At 74.1% G+C, this 25,198-nt stretch carries 21 protein-coding genes and 1 pseudogene; 8 read left to right on the top strand and 14 right to left on the bottom strand.

Going from position 1 to position 25,198, the window contains the following annotated elements; translation table 11 throughout:
- Positions 1 to 46 precede the first annotated feature (46 nt).
- The 3 genes from pdxR (at position 47) to ACZ56U_RS26840 (ending at position 5,082) form a co-directional block, all read left to right on the top strand.
- Positions 47 to 1,576, top strand: a complete 1,530-nt coding sequence (gene pdxR, locus ACZ56U_RS26850; RefSeq protein ID WP_469086536.1) for a MocR-like pyridoxine biosynthesis transcription factor PdxR — start codon at positions 47 to 49, stop codon at positions 1,574 to 1,576.
- Positions 1,577 to 1,921: 345 nt separating this feature from the next.
- The gene (locus tag ACZ56U_RS26845; RefSeq protein WP_469086535.1) at positions 1,922 to 3,508 is read left to right on the top strand and encodes an alkaline phosphatase D family protein; all 1,587 of its coding nucleotides are present in this window, start codon (positions 1,922 to 1,924) and stop codon (positions 3,506 to 3,508) included.
- Between the two features lie 194 nt (positions 3,509 to 3,702).
- A complete protein-coding gene (locus ACZ56U_RS26840) occupies positions 3,703 to 5,082 on the top strand; it encodes a GNAT family N-acetyltransferase (protein WP_469086534.1) in 1,380 nt (459 codons plus the stop codon).
- A 6-nt stretch (positions 5,083 to 5,088) separates the two neighbouring features.
- Here ACZ56U_RS26840 and ACZ56U_RS26835 read toward each other — a convergent pair whose 3' ends face one another.
- Entirely contained in the window at positions 5,089 to 6,294 is a 1,206-nt protein-coding gene (locus ACZ56U_RS26835; protein ID WP_469086533.1) for a trans-sulfuration enzyme family protein, read from the bottom strand.
- 60 nt (positions 6,295 to 6,354) lie between these two features.
- On the opposite strand from ACZ56U_RS26835, the gene ACZ56U_RS26830 reads away from it, so the two are divergent.
- Together ACZ56U_RS26830 and ACZ56U_RS26825 are read left to right on the top strand one after the other, a co-directional pair.
- Positions 6,355 to 6,846: an Lrp/AsnC family transcriptional regulator gene (locus ACZ56U_RS26830; protein ID WP_391236867.1), complete on the top strand. Its 492-nt coding sequence runs from the start codon at positions 6,355 to 6,357 to the stop codon at positions 6,844 to 6,846.
- Positions 6,847 to 6,878: 32 nt separating this feature from the next.
- Positions 6,879 to 8,564, top strand: coding sequence for a DUF885 domain-containing protein (locus tag ACZ56U_RS26825; protein WP_469086532.1), 1,686 nt, complete (start codon positions 6,879 to 6,881; stop codon positions 8,562 to 8,564).
- Positions 8,565 to 8,579: 15 nt separating this feature from the next.
- On the opposite strand, the pseudogene ACZ56U_RS26820 reads toward ACZ56U_RS26825, so the two are convergent.
- The 3 genes and pseudogenes from ACZ56U_RS26820 to ACZ56U_RS26810 all read right to left on the bottom strand — a co-directional run bounded on the left by ACZ56U_RS26820 (position 8,580) and on the right by ACZ56U_RS26810 (position 10,272).
- A pseudogene (locus tag ACZ56U_RS26820) lies at positions 8,580 to 9,098 on the bottom strand (SDR family oxidoreductase).
- Positions 9,099 to 9,108: 10 nt separating this feature from the next.
- Positions 9,109 to 9,648 carry an immunity 21 family protein gene (locus ACZ56U_RS26815; protein ID WP_469086531.1) on the bottom strand — a complete coding sequence of 180 codons (540 nt, stop codon included), beginning with the start codon at positions 9,646 to 9,648 and terminating at the stop codon, positions 9,109 to 9,111.
- A 141-nt stretch (positions 9,649 to 9,789) separates the two neighbouring features.
- On the bottom strand, positions 9,790 to 10,272 hold the full coding sequence (locus tag ACZ56U_RS26810; RefSeq protein WP_469086530.1) for a rhodanese-like domain-containing protein: 483 nt from the start codon (positions 10,270 to 10,272) through the stop codon (positions 9,790 to 9,792).
- A 193-nt stretch (positions 10,273 to 10,465) separates the two neighbouring features.
- Here ACZ56U_RS26810 and ACZ56U_RS26805 point away from each other — a divergent pair, with 193 nt between their 5' ends.
- Positions 10,466 to 10,912 carry an Lrp/AsnC family transcriptional regulator gene (locus tag ACZ56U_RS26805; protein WP_469086529.1) on the top strand — a complete coding sequence of 149 codons (447 nt, stop codon included), beginning with the start codon at positions 10,466 to 10,468 and terminating at the stop codon, positions 10,910 to 10,912.
- A 1-nt stretch (position 10,913) separates the two neighbouring features.
- Here ACZ56U_RS26805 and ACZ56U_RS26800 read toward each other — a convergent pair whose 3' ends face one another.
- The 6 genes from ACZ56U_RS26800 to ACZ56U_RS26775 form a co-directional block, all read right to left on the bottom strand.
- A complete protein-coding gene (locus tag ACZ56U_RS26800; RefSeq protein WP_469086528.1) occupies positions 10,914 to 13,907 on the bottom strand; it encodes an AAA family ATPase in 2,994 nt (997 codons plus the stop codon).
- Positions 13,908 to 14,328: 421 nt separating this feature from the next.
- Complete coding sequence (locus ACZ56U_RS26795; RefSeq protein ID WP_469086527.1) at positions 14,329 to 15,492, bottom strand: exonuclease SbcCD subunit D; 1,164 nt, start codon at positions 15,490 to 15,492, stop codon at positions 14,329 to 14,331.
- A gap of 51 nt (positions 15,493 to 15,543) precedes the next feature.
- Positions 15,544 to 16,170, bottom strand: a complete 627-nt coding sequence (locus tag ACZ56U_RS26790) for a YigZ family protein (protein WP_469086526.1) — start codon at positions 16,168 to 16,170, stop codon at positions 15,544 to 15,546.
- A gap of 9 nt (positions 16,171 to 16,179) precedes the next feature.
- The gene (locus ACZ56U_RS26785; RefSeq protein ID WP_469086525.1) at positions 16,180 to 16,659 is read right to left on the bottom strand and encodes a DUF6210 family protein; all 480 of its coding nucleotides are present in this window, start codon (positions 16,657 to 16,659) and stop codon (positions 16,180 to 16,182) included.
- A 79-nt stretch (positions 16,660 to 16,738) separates the two neighbouring features.
- Positions 16,739 to 17,278: a SixA phosphatase family protein gene (locus ACZ56U_RS26780; RefSeq protein WP_391236893.1), complete on the bottom strand. Its 540-nt coding sequence runs from the start codon at positions 17,276 to 17,278 to the stop codon at positions 16,739 to 16,741.
- A complete protein-coding gene (locus ACZ56U_RS26775) occupies positions 17,275 to 18,030 on the bottom strand; it encodes a hypothetical protein (protein ID WP_469086524.1) in 756 nt (251 codons plus the stop codon). The genes ACZ56U_RS26780 and ACZ56U_RS26775 overlap by 4 nt, the downstream gene beginning before the upstream one ends.
- A gap of 50 nt (positions 18,031 to 18,080) precedes the next feature.
- On the opposite strand from ACZ56U_RS26775, the gene ACZ56U_RS26770 reads away from it, so the two are divergent.
- Both ACZ56U_RS26770 and ACZ56U_RS26765 read left to right on the top strand, forming a co-directional pair.
- Positions 18,081 to 18,476: a hypothetical protein gene (locus ACZ56U_RS26770; RefSeq protein WP_469086523.1), complete on the top strand. Its 396-nt coding sequence runs from the start codon at positions 18,081 to 18,083 to the stop codon at positions 18,474 to 18,476.
- A gap of 105 nt (positions 18,477 to 18,581) precedes the next feature.
- Positions 18,582 to 18,989 (top strand): CoA-binding protein, encoded by a 408-nt coding sequence (locus tag ACZ56U_RS26765; protein ID WP_391236899.1) that lies wholly within the window; start codon positions 18,582 to 18,584, stop codon positions 18,987 to 18,989.
- A 176-nt stretch (positions 18,990 to 19,165) separates the two neighbouring features.
- Here the strand turns inward: ACZ56U_RS26765 and ACZ56U_RS26760 are convergent, their stop codons facing one another.
- Genes ACZ56U_RS26760 through ACZ56U_RS26745 form a run of 4 tightly spaced genes read right to left on the bottom strand, consistent with a single transcriptional unit; the run spans position 19,166 to position 25,019 of the window.
- Entirely contained in the window at positions 19,166 to 19,738 is a 573-nt protein-coding gene (locus ACZ56U_RS26760; RefSeq protein WP_469086522.1) for a hypothetical protein, read from the bottom strand.
- Positions 19,735 to 21,087 (bottom strand): magnesium transporter CorA family protein, encoded by a 1,353-nt coding sequence (locus ACZ56U_RS26755; RefSeq protein ID WP_469086521.1) that lies wholly within the window; start codon positions 21,085 to 21,087, stop codon positions 19,735 to 19,737. The genes ACZ56U_RS26760 and ACZ56U_RS26755 overlap by 4 nt, the downstream gene beginning before the upstream one ends.
- 9 nt (positions 21,088 to 21,096) lie before the next feature.
- Positions 21,097 to 22,944 carry a hypothetical protein gene (locus tag ACZ56U_RS26750; protein ID WP_469086520.1) on the bottom strand — a complete coding sequence of 616 codons (1,848 nt, stop codon included), beginning with the start codon at positions 22,942 to 22,944 and terminating at the stop codon, positions 21,097 to 21,099.
- Positions 22,941 to 25,019 carry a hypothetical protein gene (locus tag ACZ56U_RS26745; RefSeq protein WP_469086519.1) on the bottom strand — a complete coding sequence of 693 codons (2,079 nt, stop codon included), beginning with the start codon at positions 25,017 to 25,019 and terminating at the stop codon, positions 22,941 to 22,943. The genes ACZ56U_RS26750 and ACZ56U_RS26745 overlap by 4 nt, the downstream gene beginning before the upstream one ends.
- Positions 25,020 to 25,198: the final 179 nt, after the last annotated feature.

Here is a 25,198-nt window from a genome sequence, read left to right as displayed (position 1 = left end):
GGAGCGACGCTAGGCAGCCCGGTGGTCCGCATTAAGGTCCACTTCCATGACCTCATCGGAGACCAATCGGCAGCGGGACGCGCGTACGGGTGCAGGCGAACAGGCCGGGGCCGAGGTGAGCGGCGGGGCCGGAGCCCTGGTCGGCGGGGAGGCCGGCGTCACGGTGAGCGAGGGGGCCGGGTCCGTCGCCTGGGAGGTGCTGCTCCCCGCCGTCTCCGCGCCCGCACGCGCGCGTGGGCGTGCCCTGCAGACGGCGCTGCGGGAGGCCGTACGGTCGGGCCGGCTCGTACCGGGGACCCGGTTGCCCTCCAGCCGGGACCTGGCCCGGGACCTCGGTGTGTCGCGCGGACTGGTCACGGAGGCGTACGAGCAGCTGACGGCCGAGGGGTATCTGCGCAGCGGGCGGGGCGCGGGGACCTGGGTGGGCGGGGCGGTCCGTTCCGCGCGGCCACGCGCGCGTGATCTCGCGCCGCGCTCCCCCGGCGCCCGCGCGGACTTCGTTCCCGGGACGCCCGACCTCTCCCTGTTCCCGCGCGCCGCCTGGGCCGCGGCACAGCGCGGCGTGCTGGCGGAGTTGCCGCACCACGAGCTCGGCTATCCCGATCCGCGCGGCCTGCCCCGGCTGCGCACCGCCCTGGCCGAACTCCTCGCCCGCCGCCGGGGCGTGGTCGCCGACCCGGAGCGGATCGTGGTGGTGTCCGGGGTCGCCCAGGCGTCGACCCTGCTCGGCTTCGCGCTCCACGCGCGCGGGCTGCGCGAGGTGGGTGTCGAGGACCCCGGCAGCCCCCAGCACGACGACCTGTACGCCGCCGCCGGCGTCGGCGCCGTACCCCTGCCGGTGGACGACGAGGGGCTCGCCGTCGGGCCGTTGCAGGCCTCGGGCGTGCGTGCCGTGGTCACGACGCCCGCCCACCAGTACCCCACCGGGATCGCCTACTCCGCGCGCCGTCGCGCCGAACTGCTCGACTGGGCCCGGTCCGTGGACGGCCTGATCATGGAGGACGACTACGACGGCGACTTCCGCTACGACCGTGCGCCGGTCGGCGCGCTCCAGGGGCTCGACCCCGAGCACGTGGCCTACGCGGGATCCGTCAGCAAGTCCCTCGCCCCGGGCCTGCGGCTGGGCTGGCTGCTCGTGCCGGAGTCCCTCGCCGAGCAGGTGATCGAGCGCAAGCGGACCATGGACCTCGGTCACCCCACCCTGGACCAGGCGCTCTTCGCCCGGTTCGTGGAGCGCGGCGACTACGACCGCCAGCTGCGTCGCTGCCAGCGCGCCTACCGTGAGCGGCGTGACGCGCTCGTGGCCGCGCTGGAGGAGCACTTCCCCGGCGCGCGGGTGTCCGGGATCGCGGCGGGACTGCACGTCATCGCCACGCTGCCGGAACGGTACGGACCCGAGGAGGCGTTCCTCACGCGCGTGGCCGCGGCCGGGGTGGCGGTACGTCCACTGTCCGACTGCACGCACACGCGTCCCGACCCCATGGCGGAGACCCGGCTCGTGATCGGCTACGCCCACCTCTCCCCCGCGCGCGTTCGCGAAGGGGTACGGCTGATGGCGGAGGCGAGAGGTCGGTGAGGGGTGCCGGTGGGCGGGGGCCGAGGTGGCGTGCTCGTCGCGGTGGTCGCGGGGGCCAGGTGTGCGTTATGGGCGTCGCACGGCAGGCGTCGCACGGCAGGCGGGAAGGTGACGACAGGGCACCGGAGAGCAGGCGGATGCGGGTGAGCTACTCCGACCGGCCGGGCGCCCGGGATCGGGGCTCCCGCCTCGCGGGGGTCGTCGTACCGCTTCACGCCGTCGCTCCGCACGCCCGATCCCCCGCGTCCGCGGTCAGTTGTTCACCTGTGGTTCGCGTGCGCGCTGCGGCGCACGAGTAGGTGTGGCATCGCACACTGGCCGGATCCCGTCCTTGGAGGCGCATCCATGTCTCATCGTCCACTCCCCGACCGCCGTACCGTCCTGCGCGGTTCCCTCGTCGCGTCGGCGGCCCTGACCCTGCCCGCGGTGGCCGGTTCCGCACCGGCGTTCGCCCTGTCGGGGCGCCCCGAGGCGGGGTGGGGTGTGCAGACGGGCGACGTCACCGCCGACTCGGGGCTGGTGTGGGTCCGGTCCGACCGGCCGGCGCGCATGATCGTCGAGACCTCCGCGACCGAGTCGTTCCGCAACGCCCGCAGATGGCACGGCCCGCTGCTCGGCGCGGACACGGACTTCACCGGCACCACCCGGCTGCACGGCCTGCCGCCCGGCGAACAGATCCACTACCGGGTGCGACTGGCCGACCCGGACGACCCGCGCCGTACCGGTGAGCCGGCCGTCGGCACGTTCCGCACGGCCTCTGCGCGACGTCGCGACGGGGTGCGTTTCGTCTGGTCCGGGGACCTCGCGGGACAGGGCTGGGGCATCAACCCGGACCTCGGCGGCTACCGGATCTACGACGCGATGGCCGCGCTGGACCCCGACTTCTTCCTGTGCAGCGGCGACAACATCTACGCCGACGGCCCGATCCCGGAGACCGTCACCCTGCCCGACGGCGGCATCTGGCGGAACGTCACCACCGAGGAGAAGTCCAAGGTCGCCGAGACGCTGGCCGAGTTCCGCGGCAACTTCCGCTACAACCTGCTCGACGACAACCTCCGGCGGTTCAACGCCCAGGTCCCCTCGGTCATCCAGTGGGACGACCACGAGGTGCGCAACAACTGGTACCCGGGCCAGACGATCCTGGACTCCGACACCCGCTACACCGAGAAGCGCGTCGACGTGCTGGCGGCGCGGGCCCGGCGTGCGTTCAGCGAGTACTTCCCCATCTCCACGCTGCGGCCCGGGGCACGTGAGGGCCGCGTCCACCGGGTGCTGCGGCAGGGCCCGCTGCTGGACGTGTTCGTGCTGGACATGCGGACGTACCGGAACGCCAACTCGCCCGACGACCAGACCGTGGACCCGCAGGGCATCCTCGGCCGTGAGCAACTCGACTGGCTCAAGCGCGAGTTGTCCCGCTCGCGGGCGGTGTGGAAGGTGATCGCCTCCGACATGCCGCTCGGCCTCGTCGTGCCCGACACCACCGAGGGCCGAGCGAACATCGAGGCGGTCGCGCAGGGCGATCCCGGCGCCCCGCTCGGGCGGGAGCTGCAGATCGCCGAACTGCTGCGCTTCATCAAGCACCGGCGGATCACCGGCACGGTGTGGCTGACCGCCGACGTGCACTACACCTCGGCCCAGCACTACCAGCCGTCCCGGGCGGCGTTCACCGACTTCGAGCCGTTCTGGGAGTTCGTGTCCGGGCCGCTCAACGCGGGCGCCTTCCCGGCCAACACGCTGGACGGCACGTTCGGTCCCGAGCGGGTGTTCGTCAAGGCGCCGACGACCGCGAACGTCTCGCCGGCCGGCGGCTACCAGTTCTTCGGCGAGGTCGACATCGACGGCGACAGCGGCGAGTTGACGGTCCGGCTGCGCGAGTCGGACGGCACCGTGCTGTTCACCCAGGTGCTCCAACCGGGTCGCGTGGGCCAGTAACTCCCGTACCCTCTATGGCGGGCCGCGTCCCGGCGTCATCCCCCGGTGCGCGGCCCGTCGCGTGCCTGCACCCCCAGGTCGTGCAACCGTGAACAAAACGGCACAAGTACCCGGATCCAGGCTTTACCGCCCGGTCACAAAGCGTTCGTGATCACGCAACACCGTTCCTTCACAGTGGCTGCATGAGTCGAGAAATGTCTGATGTGACGCGCGCGAGGCACGGTCGTCCGGTCCACCACTGGCGCCGGGACGTCATCGAGCTCGCGGCGCTGTTCACGGCCGTCGCGGTGGCGGACGCCGTCGCCAACCTGGTCGGTCACGGCCCCGACGGTCCGGCGCTGCTGCTGATCTCCGCCGTCCTGCTCGTCGTCACGGCGGCGTTCCACACCTGGTGGGCACGGCGCCACGGTCACGCACCGCCGGTCGGCGATACCGATACCGGCGCCCGGCCACTCCCGTCGGAGCGGGCCGGGCAGCCGTCCGCCGAGGCCGGTGCGAGCACGCTGTGGCGGATGCGGACGACGGTGCGCGACGCCCCCGGGTCGCTGGCCGCGCTGTGCACGGCGCTGGCCCAGCACCGGGTGGACATCCTGAGCCTCCAGACGCATCCGCTGGCCGAGGGGACGGTGGACGAGTTCCTGCTGCGGGCTCCCGGCGACATCGGTGCCGCCGAGATCACGCGGGCCGTCTCGCTGGCCGGCGGTACCGGGACGTGGATCGAGCGGGCCGACGCCCACGACCTGGTCGACGCGCCGACCCGGGTGCTCGGACTGGCGGCCCGTACCGCACAGGACGCGGCGGAACTGCCGCTGGCGTTGCGGCAGTTGCTGGGCCGCTGCACCATCCGCCAGTCGCCCGCCCGTGCGGATGCGCGGGCCGTGCCCGCCGAGGGCTCGCTGGAGGAGTCCGTGATGCGTCTGCGGGCCCCGGAGGGCGGCGAGATCACCGTGGAGCGGCCGTATCTGCCGTTCACCCCGACCGAGTTCGCCCGGGCGCGAGCGCTGGTGGAGCTGGACGCGGTGCTCGGGCCGCGGATGCCGCGCAGTCAGGACGTGCTGACGCTGCCCGAGGGCAACGACATCACCGTGCGCCGGGCCGATGTCGGCGACCTGGACGCGGCGAAGGCGATGCACGAGCGGTGCAGTACACGGACGCTCGGGCTGCGCTACCACGGGCCGGTCGGCGACGCGGACCGTTACCTGAACCACCTGCTCAGCCCGCGGTTCGGGCGGACGCTCGCCGTACAGACGACGTCGGGGCGGCTGGTGGGGCTCGGCCATCTGCTGTGGGACGGGGACGAGACCGAGGTGGCGCTGCTCGTCGAGGACGAGTGGCAACGGCGGGGTATCGGCAGCGAGTTGCTGCGCAGGCTGGTGCAACTGGCGGTCGAGGCGCGGTGCGAGAGCGTGTACGCGGTGACGCAGGCGTCCAACACGGGGATGGTCGCCGCCATGCGGGGGCTGGGCCTCCCCCTCGACTATCAGATCGAGGAGGGGACCCTCGTCATCACGGCGCGCCTGGCCGCGCAGGACGCCGCGGCGCACGCGGGTACGCCTGAGCGCCGCAGGAGCTGACTCGGCCTAGTGGCTGACGGCGGGCGCGGGTGCGGCGTGGGGTGTCGCGCGGTTCCCCGCGCCGCTGCCGGGGCGCGCCGTCCCCAGGGCGTTGTCCAGGTCCGCCCACAGGTCCTCGACGTCCTCCAGGCCCACCGACATCCGCAGCAGCCGGTCGCTCACCCCGGCCCCACGCCGGTCGTCCGCGTCCACGATGCGGTGGCTGATCGACGCCGGGTGCTGGATGAGGGTGTCGACGCTGCCGAGGCTGACCGCCGGGGTGATCAGGCGGACGCCGGCGATGACCTCGTGCGGGTCGCCGTGGACCTCGAAGGCGATCATGGCGCCGCCGATGCGCGGGTAGTGGACGCGGGCGACCCGGGGGTCGGCGGCGAGGCGGCGGACGAGTTCGGCGGCGTTCTCGGAGGCGGCGCGGACGCGCACCGGCAGGGTGGACAGGCCACGCAGCAGCAGGTAACCGGCCAGCGGGTGCAGGACGCCGCCGGTGGCGAACCGGACCTGCCGCAGGCGTCCGGCGAACTCCTCGTCACAGGCCACCACGCCCGCCATCACGTCCCCGTGCCCGCCGAGGTACTTGGTGGCGCTGTGCAGCACCAGCCGGGCACCCTGTTCGGCCGGGCGCTGGAGGACGGGTGTCGCGAAGGTGTTGTCGGCGAGCAGCGGCACGGAACCGCAGGCGTGGGCCACCGCCCGCAGATCCACCTCGGCCAGCGTGGGGTTCGCCGGGGACTCGACCATGACCAGGCCCGTGTCGGGGCGCAGCGCCTCCTCGATGCCGGCCGGGTCGGTCCAGGTCACCTCGGAGCCGAGGAGCCCGGCGGTCAGCAGGTGGTCGCTGCACCCGTACAGGGGGCGGACGGCCACGACATGGCGCAGGCCGAGGGAGGCCCGTACGAGAAGGACCGCGCTCAGGGCGGCCATCCCGCTGGCGAAGGCCACCGACGCCTCGGTGTTCTCCAGCCGGGCGAGGGCGGTCTCGAAACGGGCGACGGTCGGGTTGCCGAGCCGGCCGTAGACCGGCGGGCCCTCCGGCTCGGCGCCGGTGGTGGCGAAGGCGTCGATACGGGCGGCCTCACCGCGACTGTCGTACGAGGGGTAGGTCGTCGACAGGTCGATGGGCGGGGCGTGCAGTCCCTGCCGGGCGAGGTCGTCGCGGCCGGCGTGGACGGCCTCGGTGGCCAGGGCTCTCGTGGGCACAGGCGTCGTCTCCATGCGGACAAGGGTGAACACCGCCCGGGTCTTGGGCGTCGAACACCGTGCTACGTTCGACCGATGGCCGAATCTGTCGTACTGGATCCGGTGGACCTTCATCTTCTGCGGCTGCTGCAGAACGACGCTCGGACCACCTATCGCGACCTCGCCGCCCAGGTGGGCGTCGCGGCATCGACCTGTCTGGACCGGGTGACCCGGCTGCGCCGGGCGGGCGTGATCCTCGGGCATCAGTTGCGGCTGGATCCGGCGAAGCTGGGACGCGGCTTGGAGGCGCTGTTGTCCGTGCAGGTCAGGCCGCATCGGCGGGAGTTGGTGGGGCCGTTCGTGGAGCGGATCCGGGCGCTCGCGGAGTCCCGGACCGTCTTCCATCTGACGGGCCCCGACGACTACCTCGTCCATGTCGCGGTCGCGGACATGACGGACCTGCAGCGGCTGGTCCTCGACGAGTTCACGGCCCATCGCGAGGTGGCCCGGGTGGAGACCCGGCTGATCTTCCAGCAGTGGGACTGCGGACCCTTGCTGCCTCCTACGCCCTCGGCTCAATCCGCGTGACGTGCGGCGGCCCTCGTACGAGGATGGTCCGCATGTCTCAGACCAAGAGCCCGCTGCCCCGCGAGGTGGCCGACGCCTATGTCGACGCCCTCATCGCCCTCGACCCGATCACCGGTACCTACCTCGGTGTGAAGGAGAGTTCGAACCGTCTGCCCGACACCTCACCGGCGGGTCAGGAGGCGCTCGCGGCGCTGGGGCGGGCCACCCTCGCCCAGCTCGACGAGGCCGAGCGGCAGCCCGGTGCGGACAGCGACAGCGAGCGGCGCTGCGCCCGGCTGCTGCGGGAGCGGCTGACCGCGGAGCTGGCCGTGCACGAGGCGGACGAGGGGCTGCGCTCGGTCGGCAACATGGCGACGGCCGCGCACTCGGTGCGTGAGGTGTTCACCGTGACGCCGCAGGAGACGGACGAGGACTGGGCCGCGATCGCCGAGCGGCTGCGTGCCGTGCCGGCCGCGTACGCCGGGTACCGCGAGTCCCTCGCGCTGGGTCTGGAGCGCAAGCTGTACGCGGCTCCGCGCCCGACCGCCACCTTCGTCGAACAGCTCACCGAGTGGGCGGGCACGGGTGGGCGTGGCTGGTTCGAGGACTTCGCGGCGGCCGGTCCCGAGGCGCTGCGCACCGAGCTGGACGAGGCCGCGCGCGCCGCGACCGCCGCCGTCGCCGAGCTGCGGGACTGGATGCGGGACGTCTACGCGCCGGCGATCGAGGGCGCGCCGAACACGGTCGGCCGGGAGCGCTACGCCCGCTGGTCGCGCTACTTCAACGGCACCGACCTCGACCTGGACGAGGCGTACGCCTACGGCTGGTCGGAGTACCACCGGCTGCTCGGCGAGATGAAGAAGGAGGCCGAGAAGATCCTCCCCGGCGCCGAGACGCCCTGGGCGGCGCTCGCGCACCTCGACGAGCACGGCCTGCACATCGAGGGCGTCGACGAGGTGCGGGAGTGGTTGCAGGGGCTGATGTCCCAGGCGATGGACTCACTCGACGGCACACACTTCGAACTCGCCGAGCGGGTACGGAAGGTGGAGTCCTGCATCGCCCCGCCCGGCGGTGCGGCGGCCCCGTACTACACGCCCCCGTCGGAGGACTTCTCCCGCCCGGGCCGGACCTGGCTGCCGACGATGGGGCAGACCCGTTTCCCGGCGTACGACCTGGTGTCGACCTGGTATCACGAGGGCGTTCCGGGCCATCACCTGCAGCTCGCGCAGTGGGTGCACGTCGCCGACAGCCTCTCCCGCTACCAGGCCACGGTCGGCATCGTCAGCGCCAACGCCGAGGGCTGGGCGCTGTACGCGGAGCGGCTGATGGACGAGCTCGGTTTCCTCACCGACGCGGAGCAGCGGCTCGGCTACCTCGACGCGCAGATGATGCGGGCGGCGCGGGTCATCGTGGACATCGGCATGCATCTGGAACTGGAGATCCCGGCGGATTCGCCGTTCCATCCGGGTGAGCGCTGGACGCCGGAGCTGGCGCAGGAGTTCTTCGGGGCGCACAGCAGCCGTCCGGCGGACTTCGTGGAGAGTGAGCTGACCCGCTATCTGACGATCCCGGGGCAGGCGATCGGCTACAAGCTGGGCGAGCGGGCCTGGTTGCTGGGCCGGGAGAACGCGCGCCGCCGGCACGGGGACGCCTTCGACCTCAAGGCCTGGCACATGGCGGCCCTCTCGCAGGGCTCCCTCGGCCTGGACGACCTGGTGGACGAGCTCTCCGCGCTCTGAACCGGCCGAGCGGGATCAGCGCCGGAACCCGCCCTCCGAATCGATCACCTGCCCGGTGACCCGGCCCGCCTCGTCCGCCAGCCAGGCGATGAGGCGGGCGGGGTCGTCGGGCATGCCCCAGCGACCGGCAGGGAACATCGCGGCCACCGCCTCGCACGCCTCACCGGGCAGGCAGTCCGTGTCCACGGGGCCCGGGTTGACGGTGTTCACCGTGATCGCCCCTCGGCGAGGGTGGGGGCGGACAGGTCACCGGGACCCGCGAGAACCCTGGCCTCGGGGTCCCCAAGCGCCGCGCGCGCGGAGGCCACGAGCGAGCTCCTCGGGGTGGTCGGCGCCCCAGGGCTGGGCGGCGTCGTGCGGCACATGGTGGTGCAGATGGACGCTCGCCCCGTAGGCGGCCAGCCGGCGGGCGACCGCGTGTCCGATGCCGCCCCGTCTGCCGGCACCGGTGACCAGTGCGGTCCGCCCGCGCAGGCAGGGGGCGCGGCGGAGCTCTTCGGGGGCGGGTGCGGGAGTCGGGGCCTGGACGACCATGATGGTCGGGTCACGCACGCGACGCACGCGGTTGTCCCTGTGCGAGGGGCCTGAGTTGTACGAGTCCCAGCCAGGTCTCCGGTCCGGGCCGGACATGGGCCGCGCGCACCGCGTAGCGGCCGGGGTCCAGCGCGATCCACACGTGATCGGTGCGCAGCGAGTCGTTGCCGGGCCACGCGGCGTCGAACAGCAGCACCGGACCGGGCACGTTCCAGGCCACCTCGGGTCCCCACACCGCGGTGTCGAGCGCCGTCGGCACCTCGGCGAGCAGCTCTTCCTCGGACTCCCCCGCGGACCAGCGTACGAAGGTGCCGTGGTCCGGCAGATAGGTGGTGGAGGCGGGCTCGTCGCCGAGCACCAGAGCCGCGCTGTCGCCGACGGGCAGCAGTCCGACGTACCCGTCCACCTCGCAGGCCCGGTCGTAGTCCGAGGCCAGCTCGTCGCCGTCGGCGCCGGCCCAGAACGGCAGGACCGTCTCCGGCACCGCTATCAGCGGCCCGCCGCCCGATTCGACCCACTCCGCCACGCCCGGCTCCGCGTATCGCACCATGGCGCGGAATCTACCGCGTGCATGACAGCCCGCGTCGGCGCATCCCAAAGACCGGAACGTCGGATTCAGCCAGGGCGGCCGCCCACGGTCACCCGGACCCCCTGGTCGAGCAGCGAGGGCCCTCAGGACGTACCGCCCCTCTCAGCAGCCGCAGTTCGCCGCGTCCACCGGTGCCGTCAGCGCGTCGGCGTCCCGGCGCTCCTCGCCCTCCCAGGTCTCGTACGCGAAGCCCTCGCGCACCCAGTACTCGAAGCCGCCGAGCATCTCCTTGACCTGGTAGCCGAGTTCGGCGAGGGCCAGGGCGGAACGGGTGGCGCCGTTGCAGCCGGGGCCCCAGCAGTACGTCACGACCGGCACGTTCCTGTCGAGGAGCCGCTCGGCCTGCTCGGGGATGAGCGCGGTCGGCAGGTGGACGGCGCCGGGGATGTGGCCCTGGTCCCAGGACTCGGTCGAGCGGGAGTCGAGGACGACGAAGCCCGGGTCACCGCCCGCGGCGAGGGCGGCGGCCACGTCGGAGACGTCGGCGTGGAAGGTCAGGCTCGCGCGGAAGTAGGCGGCGGCCTCGGCCGGAGCCGCGGGGGCGACGCGCAGGACGGGGTGGGTGGTGAGGGTGGTGGTGGTCATGCTGTGACCTTTCCGGGGCGATTTTCGTGGCGGTTGCGGTTGCCTTGTCGGTTGCCGGGGCGGTTCTCGTTGGTGGCGGCTCTTGTGGCGTGACTCCACGACCGGAAATCTACGGTCGATGATCACCGTCCTGAAGGGGCTCTCCCCGGCGATGGGCTTGATGCGCCGGGGATTCCCCTGCTATTCCTCAGGGATGACCGCGTTTTCCCCGGACGCCACCGACTGGCGCATCCTCGACGTCCTCCAGCGGGAGGGCCGGGCCAGCTTCGCCGAGCTGGCCCGTGCCGTCGCCATGTCCCCGAGCGCGGTGACCGAGCGGGTGCGGCGGCTGGAGGAGGCCGGGGTGATCCAGGGGTACGCGGCGGTGGTCGACCCGGACCGGCTGGGGCTGCCGATCCTGGCGTTCGTGCGGCTGAGGTACCCGAACGGCAACTACAAGCCGTTCCACGACCTCGTGGAGGCGACGCCGGAAATTCTGGAGGCCCATCACGTCACGGGCGACGACTGCTTCGTGATCAAGGTCGCCGCCCGCTCGATGAGACATCTGGAGGAGGTGTCGGGCAAGATCGGCACGCTGGGTTCGGTGACCACCAACGTCGTCTACTCCTCGCCGGTCCCCCGCCGCCCGCTGGGCCGCTGACTCACCCGGTCCCGCGCTGCCGCAGCGTCGAGCCCGCTCTGCCCTTCACCACCTCCAACTGGGCGTGGATGCGCCGCCGCAGGTCGGCGACATGGCTGACGATGCCGACGCTGCGGTCGCGTTCGCGCAGCGAGTCCAGGACGTCGAGGACCTCGTCCAGGGTCTGGTCGTCGAGACTGCCGAAGCCCTCGTCGATGAAGAGGGTGTCCAGGCGGACCCCGCCGGCCTCGTCGGTGACGACGTCCGCGAGACCGAGGGCGAGGGCGAGCGAGGCGAAGAAGGTCTCGCCGCCGGACAGCGTGGCGGTGTCCCGCTCCCGGCCGGTCCACGCGTCCACGACATGCAGTCCGAGCCCGCTGCGGCCGCGCCCGGCCCGGTCGTCGGAGTGGACCAGGGTGTAGCGGCCGGAGGACATCCGCAGCAGCCGGACGGTCGCGGCGGCGGCGACCTGTTCCAGCCGGGCCGCCAGGACGTAGGACTCCAGGCGCATCTTGCGTTCGTTGTCCGCCGAGGTGCCCGCGGCGAGCGAGGCGAGGCGGGCCACCCGGTCGTACTCCTCGCGCAGCGGGGCGAGTCGCCGTACGGAGACGGTCGCGCGCGCGGAGAGGCGGTCGAGGTCGTGGCAGCGGCGAGCGGCGGCGTCGCGCGCGGAGGCCGCGTCGCGCACGCGCCGGGCGGCGCGGGTGGCCGTTTCCTCGGCCGCCGCGAGGTCGGCGGGCGGCTGCCGGTCGGCGGCCGCGGTCTCGGGCTCGGCGAGGACGGCGCGCACGGCCGCCTCCTCCGACTGCCAGGCGTCGAGCCGCCGTTGGAGGTCGCGATGGGCCGCGTCATCGAGGAGGGCATCGGCCGCGTCCTGCGGGGTGTCGAAGCCGGCCCGGAAGGCGGCGTCCGCGAGCCGGGCGTCGGCGTCCTTGAGCCGTTGGGCGGTGTCCTCGGCGGCCCGGGCGGCGTCGGCGGCGTCGGTGAGCCGAGCGACCTGCCGCTCCAACTGCCCCACCCGCGCGGCCACACTGTCGGCGGTTCCCCGCGCCTGGGCCAACTCCGCCTCCAGCAGAACCCGTTCCTGGTCGAGCCGCTCGCGGTGCCCGACCCTGGCGGCGGCCCGCACCGCCGCCTGCTGCCGGTCGGCGGTGCGCTGCTCGTGCTCGGCCTCGGCCCGCCGCAGCTCCTCGTGCGCCGGGTGCAGCGCCGAGGCCTCGTGCCGGGCCGTGGCCCAGAGCCGCTCCAACTCCTCCGCCGCCTCCGCGAGTCGCGCGGTGGGGGTGTCGCCCGCCTCCGCGGTGGCGGCGGCCAGCGCCTCCCGTACGACGCCCTGGCGCCGTTCCTGCTCGCTGTGCCGCTCCTCGGCGCGCTGGTAGGCGGCGAGCGCCTGCTCCTCGGCCTCCCGGTCGACGTGACCGGCGTCCTTGCGCGCGGGGGCGGGGTGTTCGGTCGCGCCGCAGACGGCACAGGGGCGGCCGTCCGTCAGCTGGGCGGCGAGTTCGGCGGCGATGCCGTTCAGGCGCTGCTCCTTGACGTCGAGCCAGTGCGCCTTGGCGGTGAGGGCCTGTTCCCGGGTGAGGCGGACCTGCTCGGCGACGGTGTCGGTGTCGCCGGCCAACTGGTCCCGCATCCGTGCCGCGTTGAGCCGCTTCTGCGCGGGTTCCCGCTGGACGCCGAGCTGTTCGGCGCGGGTGGCGGCCTCCTGCGCGGAGTCGATGCGGGCCTGCATCCCGGCGCGGACCGTCTCCCAGCCGGCCAGCCAGGCGTCGGCTTCCTGGAGGACGTCCTCGTCGGCGCGCTCCTGACGGTCCAGGCGGGCGCGCTCCGCGGTGAGTTCGGCCAGGCGCCGCTCGCCGCGTCGCGCCGACTCCAGGCCGCCCAGTTCCTCGGCGGCCCGGCGGGCGGCGGCCGCGAGCCCGGCCGCGCCGGCGTCCGTGTAGGTGTCCGGCAGCAGGGCACGCGTGCGTGCCTGTGCGGTGGCGGCCCTGTCGTGCTCGGCGTCGGCGGCTTCCCGCAGCTCCAGCGCCGGCGCGACGGCCTCCGCCTTGCGGGCCCGTTCCATGCGGGCCTGCGCCTGCCGGTAGCCGTCGGAGCGCGCCTCCATCAGCGCGGCCCGCTCCCGCGCCTGGGCGAACCGCTGCTGGAGCCGGGCCAGTTCGCGTACATCGGCCAGGTCGCGCTCGGCGCCCGCCTGGGCGGACTCGGCGGCGGTGAGGCGGCTGTGGGCGATGGTGAGCTGTTCGCGCGCGGTGCTGCGGGCGACGGCGGCCGCGGCCATGACGGCGTCGGCGAGACCGGGCTCACCGGGGGCCGCGTCCGGGAGCCGCATGGCGTCACCGGCCGCCTGCTGCATGCGGTGAGCGTCGGCGAGCAGCTCGGCGTCGCCCTCGCGGACCTGGGCCTCGGTGGCGCGGCGGCGTTCGGCGAGGCGCTTTTCGACCTCGGCGAAGCGGTGGGTGTCGAAGAGACGACCCAGCAGGCGGCCGCGCGCCTCGGCGTCGGCCCGCAGGAAGCGGGCGAAGTCGCCCTGGGGCAGGAGCACGACCTGGCAGAACTGCTCGCGGCTCATGCCGAGCAGCTGGGTGATCTCCTCGCCGATCTCCTGGTGGGAGCGGCTGAGATCCTTCCAGGTGCCGGCGGTGACGTCGTACTCGCGCAGCCAGCTCTGCGCCTTGTCGAGCGTGCTGCCCGAGCCGCGCTTCTTGGGGCGCTCCCACGGGGGTTGCCGGGTGATCTCCAACCGCCTTCCAGCGACGGTCAGTTCGAGGCGGACCTCGGTGCGGATGCCGGTGGCGGCGTGGTCGCTGCGCAGGCTCATGCCCTGGCCGGACTGGCGGGCACCGGGCACGGAGCCGTAGAGGGCGTAGCAGACGGCGTCGAGGACGGACGTCTTGCCCGCGCCCGTGGGCCCGTGCAGCAGGAAGAGCCCGGCGGCCGACAACTCGTCGAAGTCGACGGTCTGGGAGGCCCCGAAGGGCCCGAAGGCGGTGATGTCCAGCCGGTGCAGCCTCATCGGACACCCTCCCCCGTCTTCCGCGAGCCCGCCACCACGGGCTGCCCACCGTCCGCCTTCGACCAGCCCGGCACCAACGATCGCTGATACCCCGCCCGCGGCGAGCACAGGGCCGCCGGTCGCCGGCACCCCGCCTGCGGCGAGCCCACCGCTACCGGCCGCCCACGTCCCGCCCGCGGCGAGCCCGCCGCCACGGGCCGCCCACCGTCCGCCTTCGACCAGCCCGGCACCAACGATCGCTGATACCCCGCCCGCGGCGAGCACACGGCCGCCGGTCGCCGGCACCCCGCCTGCGGCGAGCCCACCGCTACCGGCCGCCCACATCCCGACCGCGGCGAGCCCGGCACCGGCTGTCCACGCCTGGCCCTCGGTGAGCGCGCCCCCGACGGTCGCGTACCCCCCGCCCACGGCGAGCGCGGCGTCATCGGGACACCTCGTGTGCGGCCTCGTTCGCCCGCACCGCGTCGAAGGCGTCCCGCAGGACGTCCTGTTCGCTCTCGTCGGGCCCCGCGCCCCGCACATGGGCGACGAAGTCCTCCGCGATCTCCTGGTCGCTGCGGCCGGCGAGGCGTTGGGCGTAGGAGACGTCGGGGTCGTCGGGGGCCCGCTCGGGGTCGAAGGCAAGGCTGAGGGTGTGCGGGAAGCGCTCGGTGAGCCGGGCCATGGGGTCGGCGGGGCGGACGGCGTCGGTCAGGGTGGCCTCCACCCACGCCTCCTCGTGCCGCGCGAGCTCCGGGTCGGCGAGCAGGTCCTCCAGGGTGCCGCGGATCCGGGCCAGGGCGCGCGGCACCGGGCAGTCGACGCGCTCCGCGGTCACCGCGCCGTCGGCGTCCAGGTCGATCAGCCACATGCTCTTGCGGTGGTCGGCCTCGGAGAAGGAGTACGGCAGCGGGGAACCGGAGTAGCGCACGCGCTCGGTGAGGGTCTGGCAGCCGTGCAGATGCCCGAGCGCGGCGTAGTCGACGCCGTCGAAGACGCCGGCCGGTACCGCGGCCACGCCGCCGACCGTGATGTCCCGCTCGCTGTCGCTGGCCTCGCCGCCGGTGACGAAGGCGTGCGCGAGGACGACGGAACGGGTGCCCGGCGCGCGCGTCGCCAGGTCGGCCCGGACGCGGTCCATGGCGGCGCCGAGCACGCTCTCGTGGCCGGCCTTCGTCACCCCGAACTCGTCCTTCACCAGGGCCGGTTCGAGGTAGGGCAGCCCGTAGAGGGCCACGTCGCCGAAGGCGTCCCGCAGGACCACCGGGGTCCCGCACGCCGCCGGCTCGGTCCGCAGATGGATCCCCGCGCGGTCGATGAGACCCGCGCCCACGCCCAGTCGTCGGGCGGAGTCATGGTTCCCGGAGATCATCACCGTCGGCACACCGAGGTCGGCCAGCCGGTGCAGGGCGTCGTCGAACAGCTCGACCGCGGCCAGCGGCGGCACCGCCCGGTCGTACACGTCTCCCGACACGACCACCGCGTCCACGCCGCGCTCACGCACGGTCGCGACGAGATGACCGATGAACTCGGCCTGCGCGCCGAGCATGTTGACCCGGTGGAACGCGCGGCCGAGATGCCAGTCGGAAGTGTGCAGCAGTCTCATGATCCCCGAGACTAACGGCCGGGTCTGACATCACGGGCGGTTACCGGCCTTTCAGGCATCGCCATAGGCCTCTCCACCCAGTTCGAACCCGGCCGTCCCGGCGGTGACGTCCGCGAGCCAGGTCTCGAAGGCCGGGACGTCCGCGTCCGGCAGGCCGATCTCGAGGGTGACGCTCTCGGCGTAGCGGACGTCACGGACCTCGCGGCCGGTGGCACGCAGATCGTTCTGGAGCTTGCCGGCGCGCTGGTGGTCGATGGTGACCGTGGCGAGGCGGAACCTGCGGCGGGTGAGGGTGCCGAGGGCGTCCAGGGCCTCGCCGACCGCTCCGCCGTACGCGCGGATGAGGCCGCCCGCGCCGAGCTTGACGCCGCCGTAGTAGCGGGTGACCACGGCGACGACGTACCGCATGTCGCGCCGCAGCAGCATCTGGAGCATGGGGACGCCGGCGGTGCCCCCGGGTTCGCCGTCGTCGCTCGCCTTCTGGATCGCCGCGTCGGCGCCGATGACGTAGGCGAAGCAGTTGTGGGTGGCGTCGGCGTGCTCCTTGCGGATGCCCGCGACAAAGGCCTGCGCCTCCTGCTCCGTGGCCGCGGGCGCGAGGGCACACAGGAAGCGGGAGCGGTTGACCTCGGTCTCGTGCACGCCCGCGTGGGCGACCGTGCGGTACTCGTCCTGCATCCGGCCACCCTATGCGGCGCCGTCCGGGTCCCCGGCCCCGCAGGCGCGGGGGACGATGTGGTGAAGGTCGCACGCGGGCAGCTCGGCGCGGGGCGCGTCCCCGCGCGGCGGGCGCTGCGGTCCCCGTGACCGTCGCCGTGACCATCGCCGCGGTCCTGTCTGCGGCGGGCCGACCCAGGGCCTGCGCGGCGACCTGCCCGGCGACCTGCGTCCGCGCCCGGCTGGTCGGTCGGAGTTCTCCCAGGCCAGGAAGCTCGACCCGACGGGGGTCAGTATCGGGACCCACGCCTCGTCCGCCGCGGGCAGCCGGGACTCGTCCAGCACCAGTGCGGTGGGCCAGGTGTCGTCGCGATGCGCCGAGCCGTAGACCCGCAGCTCCTCGTCGAGGCGCAGGCCGAGCAGCGGGATCAGACATCCCTCCTGCTCGTAGGGCACGCAGCCGAGGCCCCCGCCCCGGGTCTGGTGGAGCACGCCGGTCGGTGCCGCCACGACCACGGACATCCAGCCGTGTCGGGGCCGGCGCCGGTGCCGGTGCCGTCGGGGTAGAAAAACAGGTACCGCGGGGCGCTCACTTCTTCCCGCGCGCCACCGTGACCGCCGTCAGCAGCGCCGTGCCGGGCAGGAGCGCGTCCCACGCCGTACCGCGCCAGGCCAGTACGGCGACCGCGGCGGTCGGGAACTTCACGCGAACCCGCTCCAGGGTGTCGTCGAGGCCGTCGCCCGCGAGGTCGAGGACGAGTTCCTCCAGGCCGGGGTTGTGGCCGATGAGCAGCAGCGTCTCGACCTCGGCGGGGACCTCGTGGACGACCTCCAGCAGCTCAGGGACGTCGGCGCCGTAGAGGCGCGCGTCGTGGCGGACCGGGGGCGGGGTGCCCCATTGCGCGGAGGCGAGGTCCCAGGTCTGGCGGGCGCGTACGGCGGTGGAGCACAGCGCGAGGTCGGGCAGGAAGTCGCCCTCGGCGAGCGCGCGTCCCGCGGCGGGCGCGTCCCGGCGGCCGCGCGGGGCGAGCGGCCGCCGGTGGTCCGGCACGCCCTCGGGCCAGGCGGACTTGGCGTGCCGCAGCACCACCAGTCGGCGCAGCGGGCCGGCTCCGGCGCGCGCGATCACCCGGGGGCTCCCAGGTCGCGGGTGAGCTCGAGGCCGAGCAACCGGTCGGCGTAGGCGTACGTCTCGAAACGGGCGCCCTCGGGCAGGTCGGAGGACTCCACCCGGCGCAGGACGCGCAGTACTCCGGGCACGTCCAGGTCGTCCTCCCACGCGGTCTGCAACTCGTCGCGCACCTCCTCGGGCACCGGCCGCGAGGGCTGCCGCGCCCATCCGGCGACGGTCCGGCGCCAGCGGGCGAGGGTGGCGTGGGCGGCGTCCAGGGCGGCGGCGTCAAGGCGTACGGGGAGGTGGTGGCGGTGGGAGAGGAGGGCGAGGCGGAGGTCGCCGGGGTCGGCCCCGACGGCGGGATCCGGCACGGCGGCATCCGCCGCACCCTCGCGGCCCGGGTCGCCCCCGTCAGCCTGCGCGACCGGCGCGACGGCCACCCGTACGCCGTCCGGGGTCGCCCCGCCCGCACCCACCACATGGATCACCCGGCCCTCTCCCGGCCCGGCCCCGGCGCCCCGGCCGGACTCGAAGGGCCGGATGCCGAGAGCCGCGACGCCCGCCCGGAGCTCCGCCTCGTCGCGTTCGGCCCGGAGCACCGACCAGACGGGGGCGCTGCCGAGTTCCAGGGCGCGGGCGAGGACGTCGGCGACGAGCAGGACGCGCAGGGCGCTGGTGTCGTACCCCGGCACATGCGCCTCGACGCGGGTCAGGCCCCGTCGGGCGGGGACGGGGTCGCCGGTTCGGTCGTCGATGATGCTCAGCACGAGGTGAGCGTAGGCGGGGTCGGCGCCGTGCGCAGGCAGGTCGCGCGGATTTGCGGTCGCCGGGTGGCCGACGGGGCCGGATCCGCGCCTGGCGGATCACCCTCGCCGACACGGTCGCCGCCAACGCCGACACCGCTGGCTTCGCGGACCTGGTCCGCGGGACGCAGGTGCCGGTGGGGTACGCGCCCGGCCTCGACGCCGTCGTGGACGGCCAGTGCATCGACGGCGTGCTCGTGTCCGCCGGGACGGGCAGGGAGGCCATGGGCCACCCGGCCACCCGGCCACCCGGCCACCCGGCCGCCGCGGCCGCCTGGCCGGCCGGCATCCTCGCCCGCGTCGGACCCCTCCTGGAGGCAGGGATGCGCGTACTGCCGGACGCAGCGCCCTGCGTCGGTGCGGGCCAGAAGACCCAGGCCCGCTCGGCTGCCTCGGCACGGTCTCGATGAACCCCGCCCCTGTCACCGCCCCTCGCACCCGTGCGGGAATCCCCACGCCGCGTCCGCTGTTGTCGCGCACGCCACCCCTGACAGGACTTCACGAGGAGACCGAGCGTGTACGGCGACCCAGCGACGATCCGCAAGATACTCACCGAGCACGGCGACACCTGGGCCATCGTGGGCCTGTCCTCGAACCAGCGGCGCGCCGCCTACGGCGTCGCGGACGTGCTGCGGCGGTACGGCAAGCGCATCGTGCCCGTGCACCCCAAGGCGGAGACGGTCCACGGCGAGCAGGGGTACGCCTCCCTCGCGGACATCCCCTTCGACGTGGACGTCGTGGACGTGTTCGTCAACAGCGACCTGGCCGGCGCCGTCGCCGACGAGGCGGTGGCCCGGGGCGCCAAGGCGGTCTGGTTCCAGCTGGGGGTCGTCGACGAGGCGGCGTACGAACGCACCCGCGCGGCGGGGCTCGACATGGTCATGGACTACTGCCCGGCCATCGAAATCCCCCGCCTCGGCTGACACAGGAGCAGGAGCCTGCGGGCCGCCGCTCTGCCGACCGCCCGGCGCCTTTCCGACCAGGAACGGGACGCAGGACTCATCGGGCTCATGGGGGCATCCCACCATCCGCGCCGCAGGGTCCGTGTCCAACTCGGCCCAGAGCCCTCGCGCACCCTGCCCCTGCCCCTGCCCCTCCCCTACCCCCGCCCCTCGCACGCGTTGATGTAGTACAGCTCGATCTCCACCCGGTCCGCCGACCCCCCGGACCAGAACGGCCGCGTGCCCACGTTCCCTCCGCAGAAGGCCTGTGGGCGGGCGGACTTGAGTGTGCGGTTCACGTCCTCGGCGAGGTCCGTGGCCGCGCCCAGCCGTGCCTGGGGCGCGACGCCGAAGGTGATGACCATGCCGATCCGGCGGCCGTCGCCGCTGGCGCGGATCTCCTTGTCCAGGGCCGCGACGACCTTCTTGCGGTCGGCCGCGCTCAGGTCTCCCCTGCCGGTGGCGCGCCCGGTCGCGCCCGTGGACAGGGTCACGGCGAAGGTGTGCCGTTTCGGGTCAAGTCCCAGGGGTCCCTTGGCCGTTCGGGACGGGGACGGGGAGCTGGCCGATGCCGACGGCGACGGTCTCGGGAACTTGCCGGCGCCCGCGGCCTCGTCCGGCCCGTCGGACGTCGTCATGCCGAGGACGACGAGGAACAGCACCAGGAACAGGTCGGCGAAGAGCCACCCCGCGAGATGGCGCGGGGCGACGCCGGAAGGGCGGCGCCTCATCCCTGCCCGTCCTCGCCGTACCAGTCGTCCCCGGGGCGGCGGGGCGGCGGGGTGCCGTCGGCGGAGTCCGGCCGGGAGGACTCGGACGGGGGCGGCGCACCCACCGCGGCGCCGCCCGGACCGTGGCCGTGAGCGCCCCTGCCCTGAGCGCCCCAGCCTTGAACGCCGTGGGGGCCGTTGCCGTTGTGGGCGCCGTGCGAGGGGCCGTCGGCGTTCGACATCGGCAGTGGGGCGAAGCCGCCCGGGCGGTCGTTCTGGAGGAGGGCGAGCACCCGTTCCAGGGCGTCCATGTAGGAGTACATCCGCTCGCTGTTGTCGCTCAGGAGCTGCATGGCCACGCCGACCTTGCGGGTGGTCTCGGACACCTCGTCGGCCACGGTGGCGTGCACCCGGTTGGCCTCCTGGGAGCTGCCGGCGGCCCTGCGCAGCTCGGCGAGGAGAAGGGTGAGGGACTCCCGGGTGGCCGCCTCTTCGGCGCGCAGGTCCTCGCGCAGCGCGGCGAAGTCCCGCAGCAGCTGGTGCGGGACGGTCAGGGAGCGACCCATCGCCCCCAACTCAGCGGCGGACTCGACCCACTTGTCGATCGCGGTGACGAACCGCCCTTCGGGGCCGGGCTCGAAGATCCTCGCCATCCGGTCGGCGCTGTCCGACAGGGTGCGGGAGAGTTCGGCGGTGCTGCGGGTGATGTCCCGTGCGATGCCGACGAGTTGGCCAGCGGGCACGGCCTGGGCCTCCAGGACCGCGTACTTGGCGAGTTCCATGGTGAGGACGGCCAGTTGCCCGGCGATCTGGCCGCGCAGCCGTTCGCGGGAGCCGTCGCGTTCGGCCGCCCATTCAAGGCGTTGGAGCCACAGGGTCGCGAGGACCACTCCGCCGATGAGGACGACGACGAGCAGGACGGCGGTGCCGCCGAGGCCCGAGGCCCACAGCGTGAGGAAGTTGGTGCCCTTCTTCGCGTCCTCGAAGTCCCGGAAGGCGAACCACAGGGAGAGCCAGGTCAGCACGATCGGCAGGAAGACCGCCACGTCCCTCAGAGTGGAGACGACGGCTATCAGCCCGCGCTCGCGCGGCGGTTCGTCCGGGACGAGTGTCTCGGGCGGGTAGGCGTGCAGCAGGTTGACGCCGGACAGGGCGCGTCCGCCGGACCGCGCGTCTTCGGCGATCCAGGTCAGCACGGTGCGGCCGGTGCTGTCCTCGGGGCACTGGTCGGCCAGGTCCGCCAGCCGGTCGGCGGCCGCGCGCAGGGTGGGCGAGGGCCCGGGGGCGGCCGGCTTGGACGGAGGGCCTGGGGGCACCGGCTTCACGACGAGCGGTGCGGGCTGTCGCCGGGCGGGTCTCCTGTTGGTCAAAACCTCTCCTCAGGACCAGGGGTCGCGGCGGGCCGGCCCACGGCCGGGTCCGTCGTCCGGCCGAGCGGGCAGGTGCTCGCGGAAGTACTGCTGGACCACGGCGGCGAACACGGTGTCCTGCGCCCGGCCGCGGCGGCAGCTGTCCGCGAGCGCCTGGAGCAGATACGGCGAAGGGGTGCGGCCCGCGGCGTCCAGGACCTCCAGCACCTCGCGCTGACCGGGCGACTCCCCCACCGCGCACAGCAGCACGAGCCGGTACAGGCGCACCGCCTGCCAGGGGTCCTGGGGTGCCATCCGGTCCACGGCCGCCGCGAGGAACCCGGTGCGGCGCAGCATGTCGAAGGGGTCGCGGCGTTCGCGTCCGGCGTCGCGGCGCCGGGTGGAGTGCTCCAGGAGGGTGCGGGCCTGGTCCGGTGCGACGCGGCTGACGCGGTCGATCTCGCTCAGCAGGTCGGCCATGGCGAAGCGCTCCACCATCACCTTCATCATGTGGTCCAGCGCGGCCCCGGAGACGCCGATCTCCCGGGCGGTGCGCAGCAGGGGCAGCACGTCGAAGCTGGTCCGGCGGTGTGCGGCACGCTCCATCCGCTCGTGCAGGACGCGCAGCGCCACCCGGTCCTCGGGCGGCCGCACGGCCAGCTCGCGCACCAGGTCGGGGACGCCGTCGGCCGCGCTGTCGAGGCAGCGGTGCAGGGCCCGGGTGTGGATCTCGGGCCGGAGATGCCGGTAGGGCTCCAGTTCGAGGGTGTCCGGGCGCCACAGGGCCACGAGACGGGCCAGCCGGCCCTCGGTCATCCGGTCCAGTTCCAGCTGCACCCGGGGCAGCGAGGCGGGGCTGCGCAGATAGGCGGCCTCCTTCTGCGTCAGATCGCCGTCCGGGGCGGCCTCCAGCAGACTCGTGACGTCGCTCATCAGGCCGGGGGCCACCTGGTGCCCCGCGGCCCACTCGCGGATCTGCGCGGAGCTGCCCAGCGGTTGCGCGGGCGCCAGCCGGGCCAGCCCGTCCTCGCCGCGGCGCCGCCGGAAGGCGACCAGCCGGGCGGCCTGGTCGCGCAGTGGCCCGGCGGGTCCCGGGGCGGCCTCGGCGTCGATGCGGCGCCGGTCCGGCTGGAGGGTGCCGGCGCTGTCGCGTCGTAGGAAGACGAACTGCGGCAGCTCCTTGGCCCCGTCGTTCTCCTCGCGGGTGGCGAAGCTCCAGTGGCTCGCGACGACCCGGCCCAGCAGTGCCGCCAGGGCGTGGACGACGACCTCGCCGTCGACGGGCGCGCCGAGCACGGTCAGGGGTGCCCCGGGCTCCTCCATCAGTGCCTCGGCGAGCCGGAGGAGAAGCTCGTCGGGGAGGTCGGCGGCCGCCGTGTCGAGGGCGTCGAGGAGCCGCTTCTCCTCCAGGAGCAGCCGGCGCAGCAGGTCCAGCGGGACGCGCTGCGGTTTCTCCGGGGGTGTCGCGCGCGAGGGGCCGTCGAGGAGGGCGCTCTGGCGGATCTGCGGGGGCAGCCAGTCGTCCCAGTCGCTGCGGCACACGGCGAGGGCGAGGTGGAGGTCGATGCCGGTGGCGGGGCCGGTCAGGACGTGGGTGAGGGTGGAGCCGGCGCGGCCGTGCGGGTCGCGGACCGGGAGTTTGCGCAGGACGGCCGCCTCGGGGCCGTGGCGCAGGTAGACGAAGCCGGGGGTGGTGTCGCCGGGGTGGTCCTGGGTGGCCCACACCATGTTCTCGATACGGCTGTTCCAGCGCAGCAGCGCCTCGCGGTCGAGGGAGGTGGCGACGGGGCCGACGTCGCCGCGTCCGGTCAGGGAGCGCTCGGACCAGCGGTAGACGGTGATGTCGGCGCGCGGGCCGCCGGGGGCGGGCGGGTTCATGTGCGGGGGCCTCCCGCGCGCAGAAGGGCGTCCGCCGCCGGTCCGGTCATGACGCCCTTCATCGCGAACAGCGCCAACAGCGGGCGCAGCACCCGGTGTTGACGGAAGAGCGCCTCGTCGAAGCGGCGGGCCGCCGTTTGGTCGCCCTGCTCGCGGGGGCCGGTTCCGGTGGCGGAGGCGAGGTGCAGGGTGGAGCCCTGGCACTCGCCGGGGAGCTGGAGCCAGTCGCCGCCGCCGCGGGCGGCGAGGAAGGCGTACACGTCCTCGCTCTCCTGCTCGACGGTGCTCAAGTCGCTCTCGGCCTCCGGCTTCTCGTGCAGCCAGTCGTCGATCTCGCGGTAGCCGCGAAAGCGCAGCAGATCGCTCTTGGTCACGACCAGCGCGCACGGCACCGACAGCAGCGGGACGGCCGGGTCGGCCTGCTGGCGCAGCCGCTGGCGTACGTACTCGAACGCCGGGTCGCGTCCGGTGGTCCCGTTCCGCGAGGTCAGTCCGGGGATACGGGTGGGGTCGACGACGCACAGCAGGGCGCTGAGCCGGTTGAGGAAGTCCGCCTCGCGGCCGGGGCGTTCGAGCCGGCCGCCGGCCACGTCGAAGAAGATCACGCTGTGCGATCTGCCGGAGTGCTCGTCCGTGACGACGAGGCCGGTGGCGTAGCGCAGGTCGGGCCGGTCGGGGGTGGCCCGCAGCTCCTCGCGGCGGTCGACGAAGGGTGCGACGACCTCGTTGAGGTAGTGGTGGTAGCGCTGCGGGTCGAGTGCTTCCACGCGCAGTCCGTAGTGCCGCATGACGGTGGTCCTGCGCGCCTGGTCGATGATCGCGGCGAGCAGATGGGACTTGCCGGTGGAGGAGGCGCCGACGAGTCCGATGCGCACCGGTTCGGTGCCGAACATCGGGTAGCGGTCGGGCAGTTCGTGGCGGGGGACGTCGTCGTTGCCCGGACACACCACGTAGGTGCGGGCGAGCTGGGCGTCCCGCTCGGCGTCCGAGTGCAGGCGCAGGTCCGCCTCGGGCACCATGTCGCCGGACGCGTCGAGGACGACCCGCTCGGCGGTCTGCCAGTTCAACGCCCGCAGGCACATGGGGCATTCGACGGCGTCGAGGCCGTGCAGCGGACGGTCGGGCAGGATGCGCAGGCGCCGCGCGGTCCTGAGCCACCACCGTGCCGGTCGTACGACGGCGACGGACCGTCTCGCGCGCAGGCTCCCGGCGCCGGCGTGCTGCCGGGAGCGCAGCGCGCGGAACTCCTCGCGGCCGCGCCGGACGCGCTCCCGCTCGCGTTCCGCGAGGGGCCGCTCCAGCAGGCCCCGCGGGGCGGCGCCCTCGGCGAGCCGGCGGGCCAGCTCACGGGCGGGCGGCGACACCGCGGAACCCAGCGGGAACGCCGCGCGGATCAGGTCCTGGAGCCAGTCCTCGTGCCCCTGCCCGACGAGGCTGTGCAGGTATCCGGCGGAGGCGCCGCGCGGCAGCGTCTCGCCGGTGGCCATCCAGAACGCCACCAGGGCGGCGCTGAGCACGTCCTGGTCGGCGGCGGCGAGGACGCCGGGCCGAAAACCGGGGGCGTCCCACTGGGTCGCGGGCCGGTCGGGCAGCGGCTCGGTGGCGTACACCGCGCCCTCCAGACCGGCGAGCTGGAGTCCCTCGGCCTCGTCCCACCACAGGTGCTCGGGGCTGATCCGGCCGTGCACGAGCCGGGCCTTGTGCAGGGCGGCGACGGCCTCGAAGAGGTCCTGGACGACCGCGCGCAGCCGGGGCCCGTGCAGCCGGTCCGGGGAGTCGAGGTCGGCGAGGCGTTCGCCGCGGCAGTCCAGCAGCAGACGGTGCGGTTGCTGCGGGTCGGCGCAGGAGTGGGCGAGGACGCGCGCGAGCTGCCGGGGCACGTGCGGGCCGTGGAAGTCGAGGACGCTGCCGAAGAGTTCGACGTGCCGTCGCATCTGCCGCTCGGCCTCGGAGCCCACCGCCTCCTGCACCATGACCGGATGCCGACCGGGCATCCGGCGGTAGCGGCGCACCCGGTAGGGAGGCAGCTCGAACCGGGCACGTTCCCCCGTCTCCGCCTCAAGGGCGAAGACCACCTCTTCTCCGTCTCCGGAGCCGGGCCGTCGCCCCCGGAACTCCACCACCCCCGTGTCTCCTCCCCGTAGACCGAGCCGAAGACCAACTATCACAGAACGCTGCCCGGTCGGGCCCCGCTTCAGGCAGAGCATCTGAAGGAGTGCACTCGCCGCGCGCACCGCTCTGACGGTTGATCAAC

The organism is Streptomyces sp. NPDC034103, from assembly GCF_055575395.1.
The sequence above is the reverse complement of the archived record's forward strand: the minus strand, read 5'-3'. Positions and strand labels throughout refer to the sequence as shown.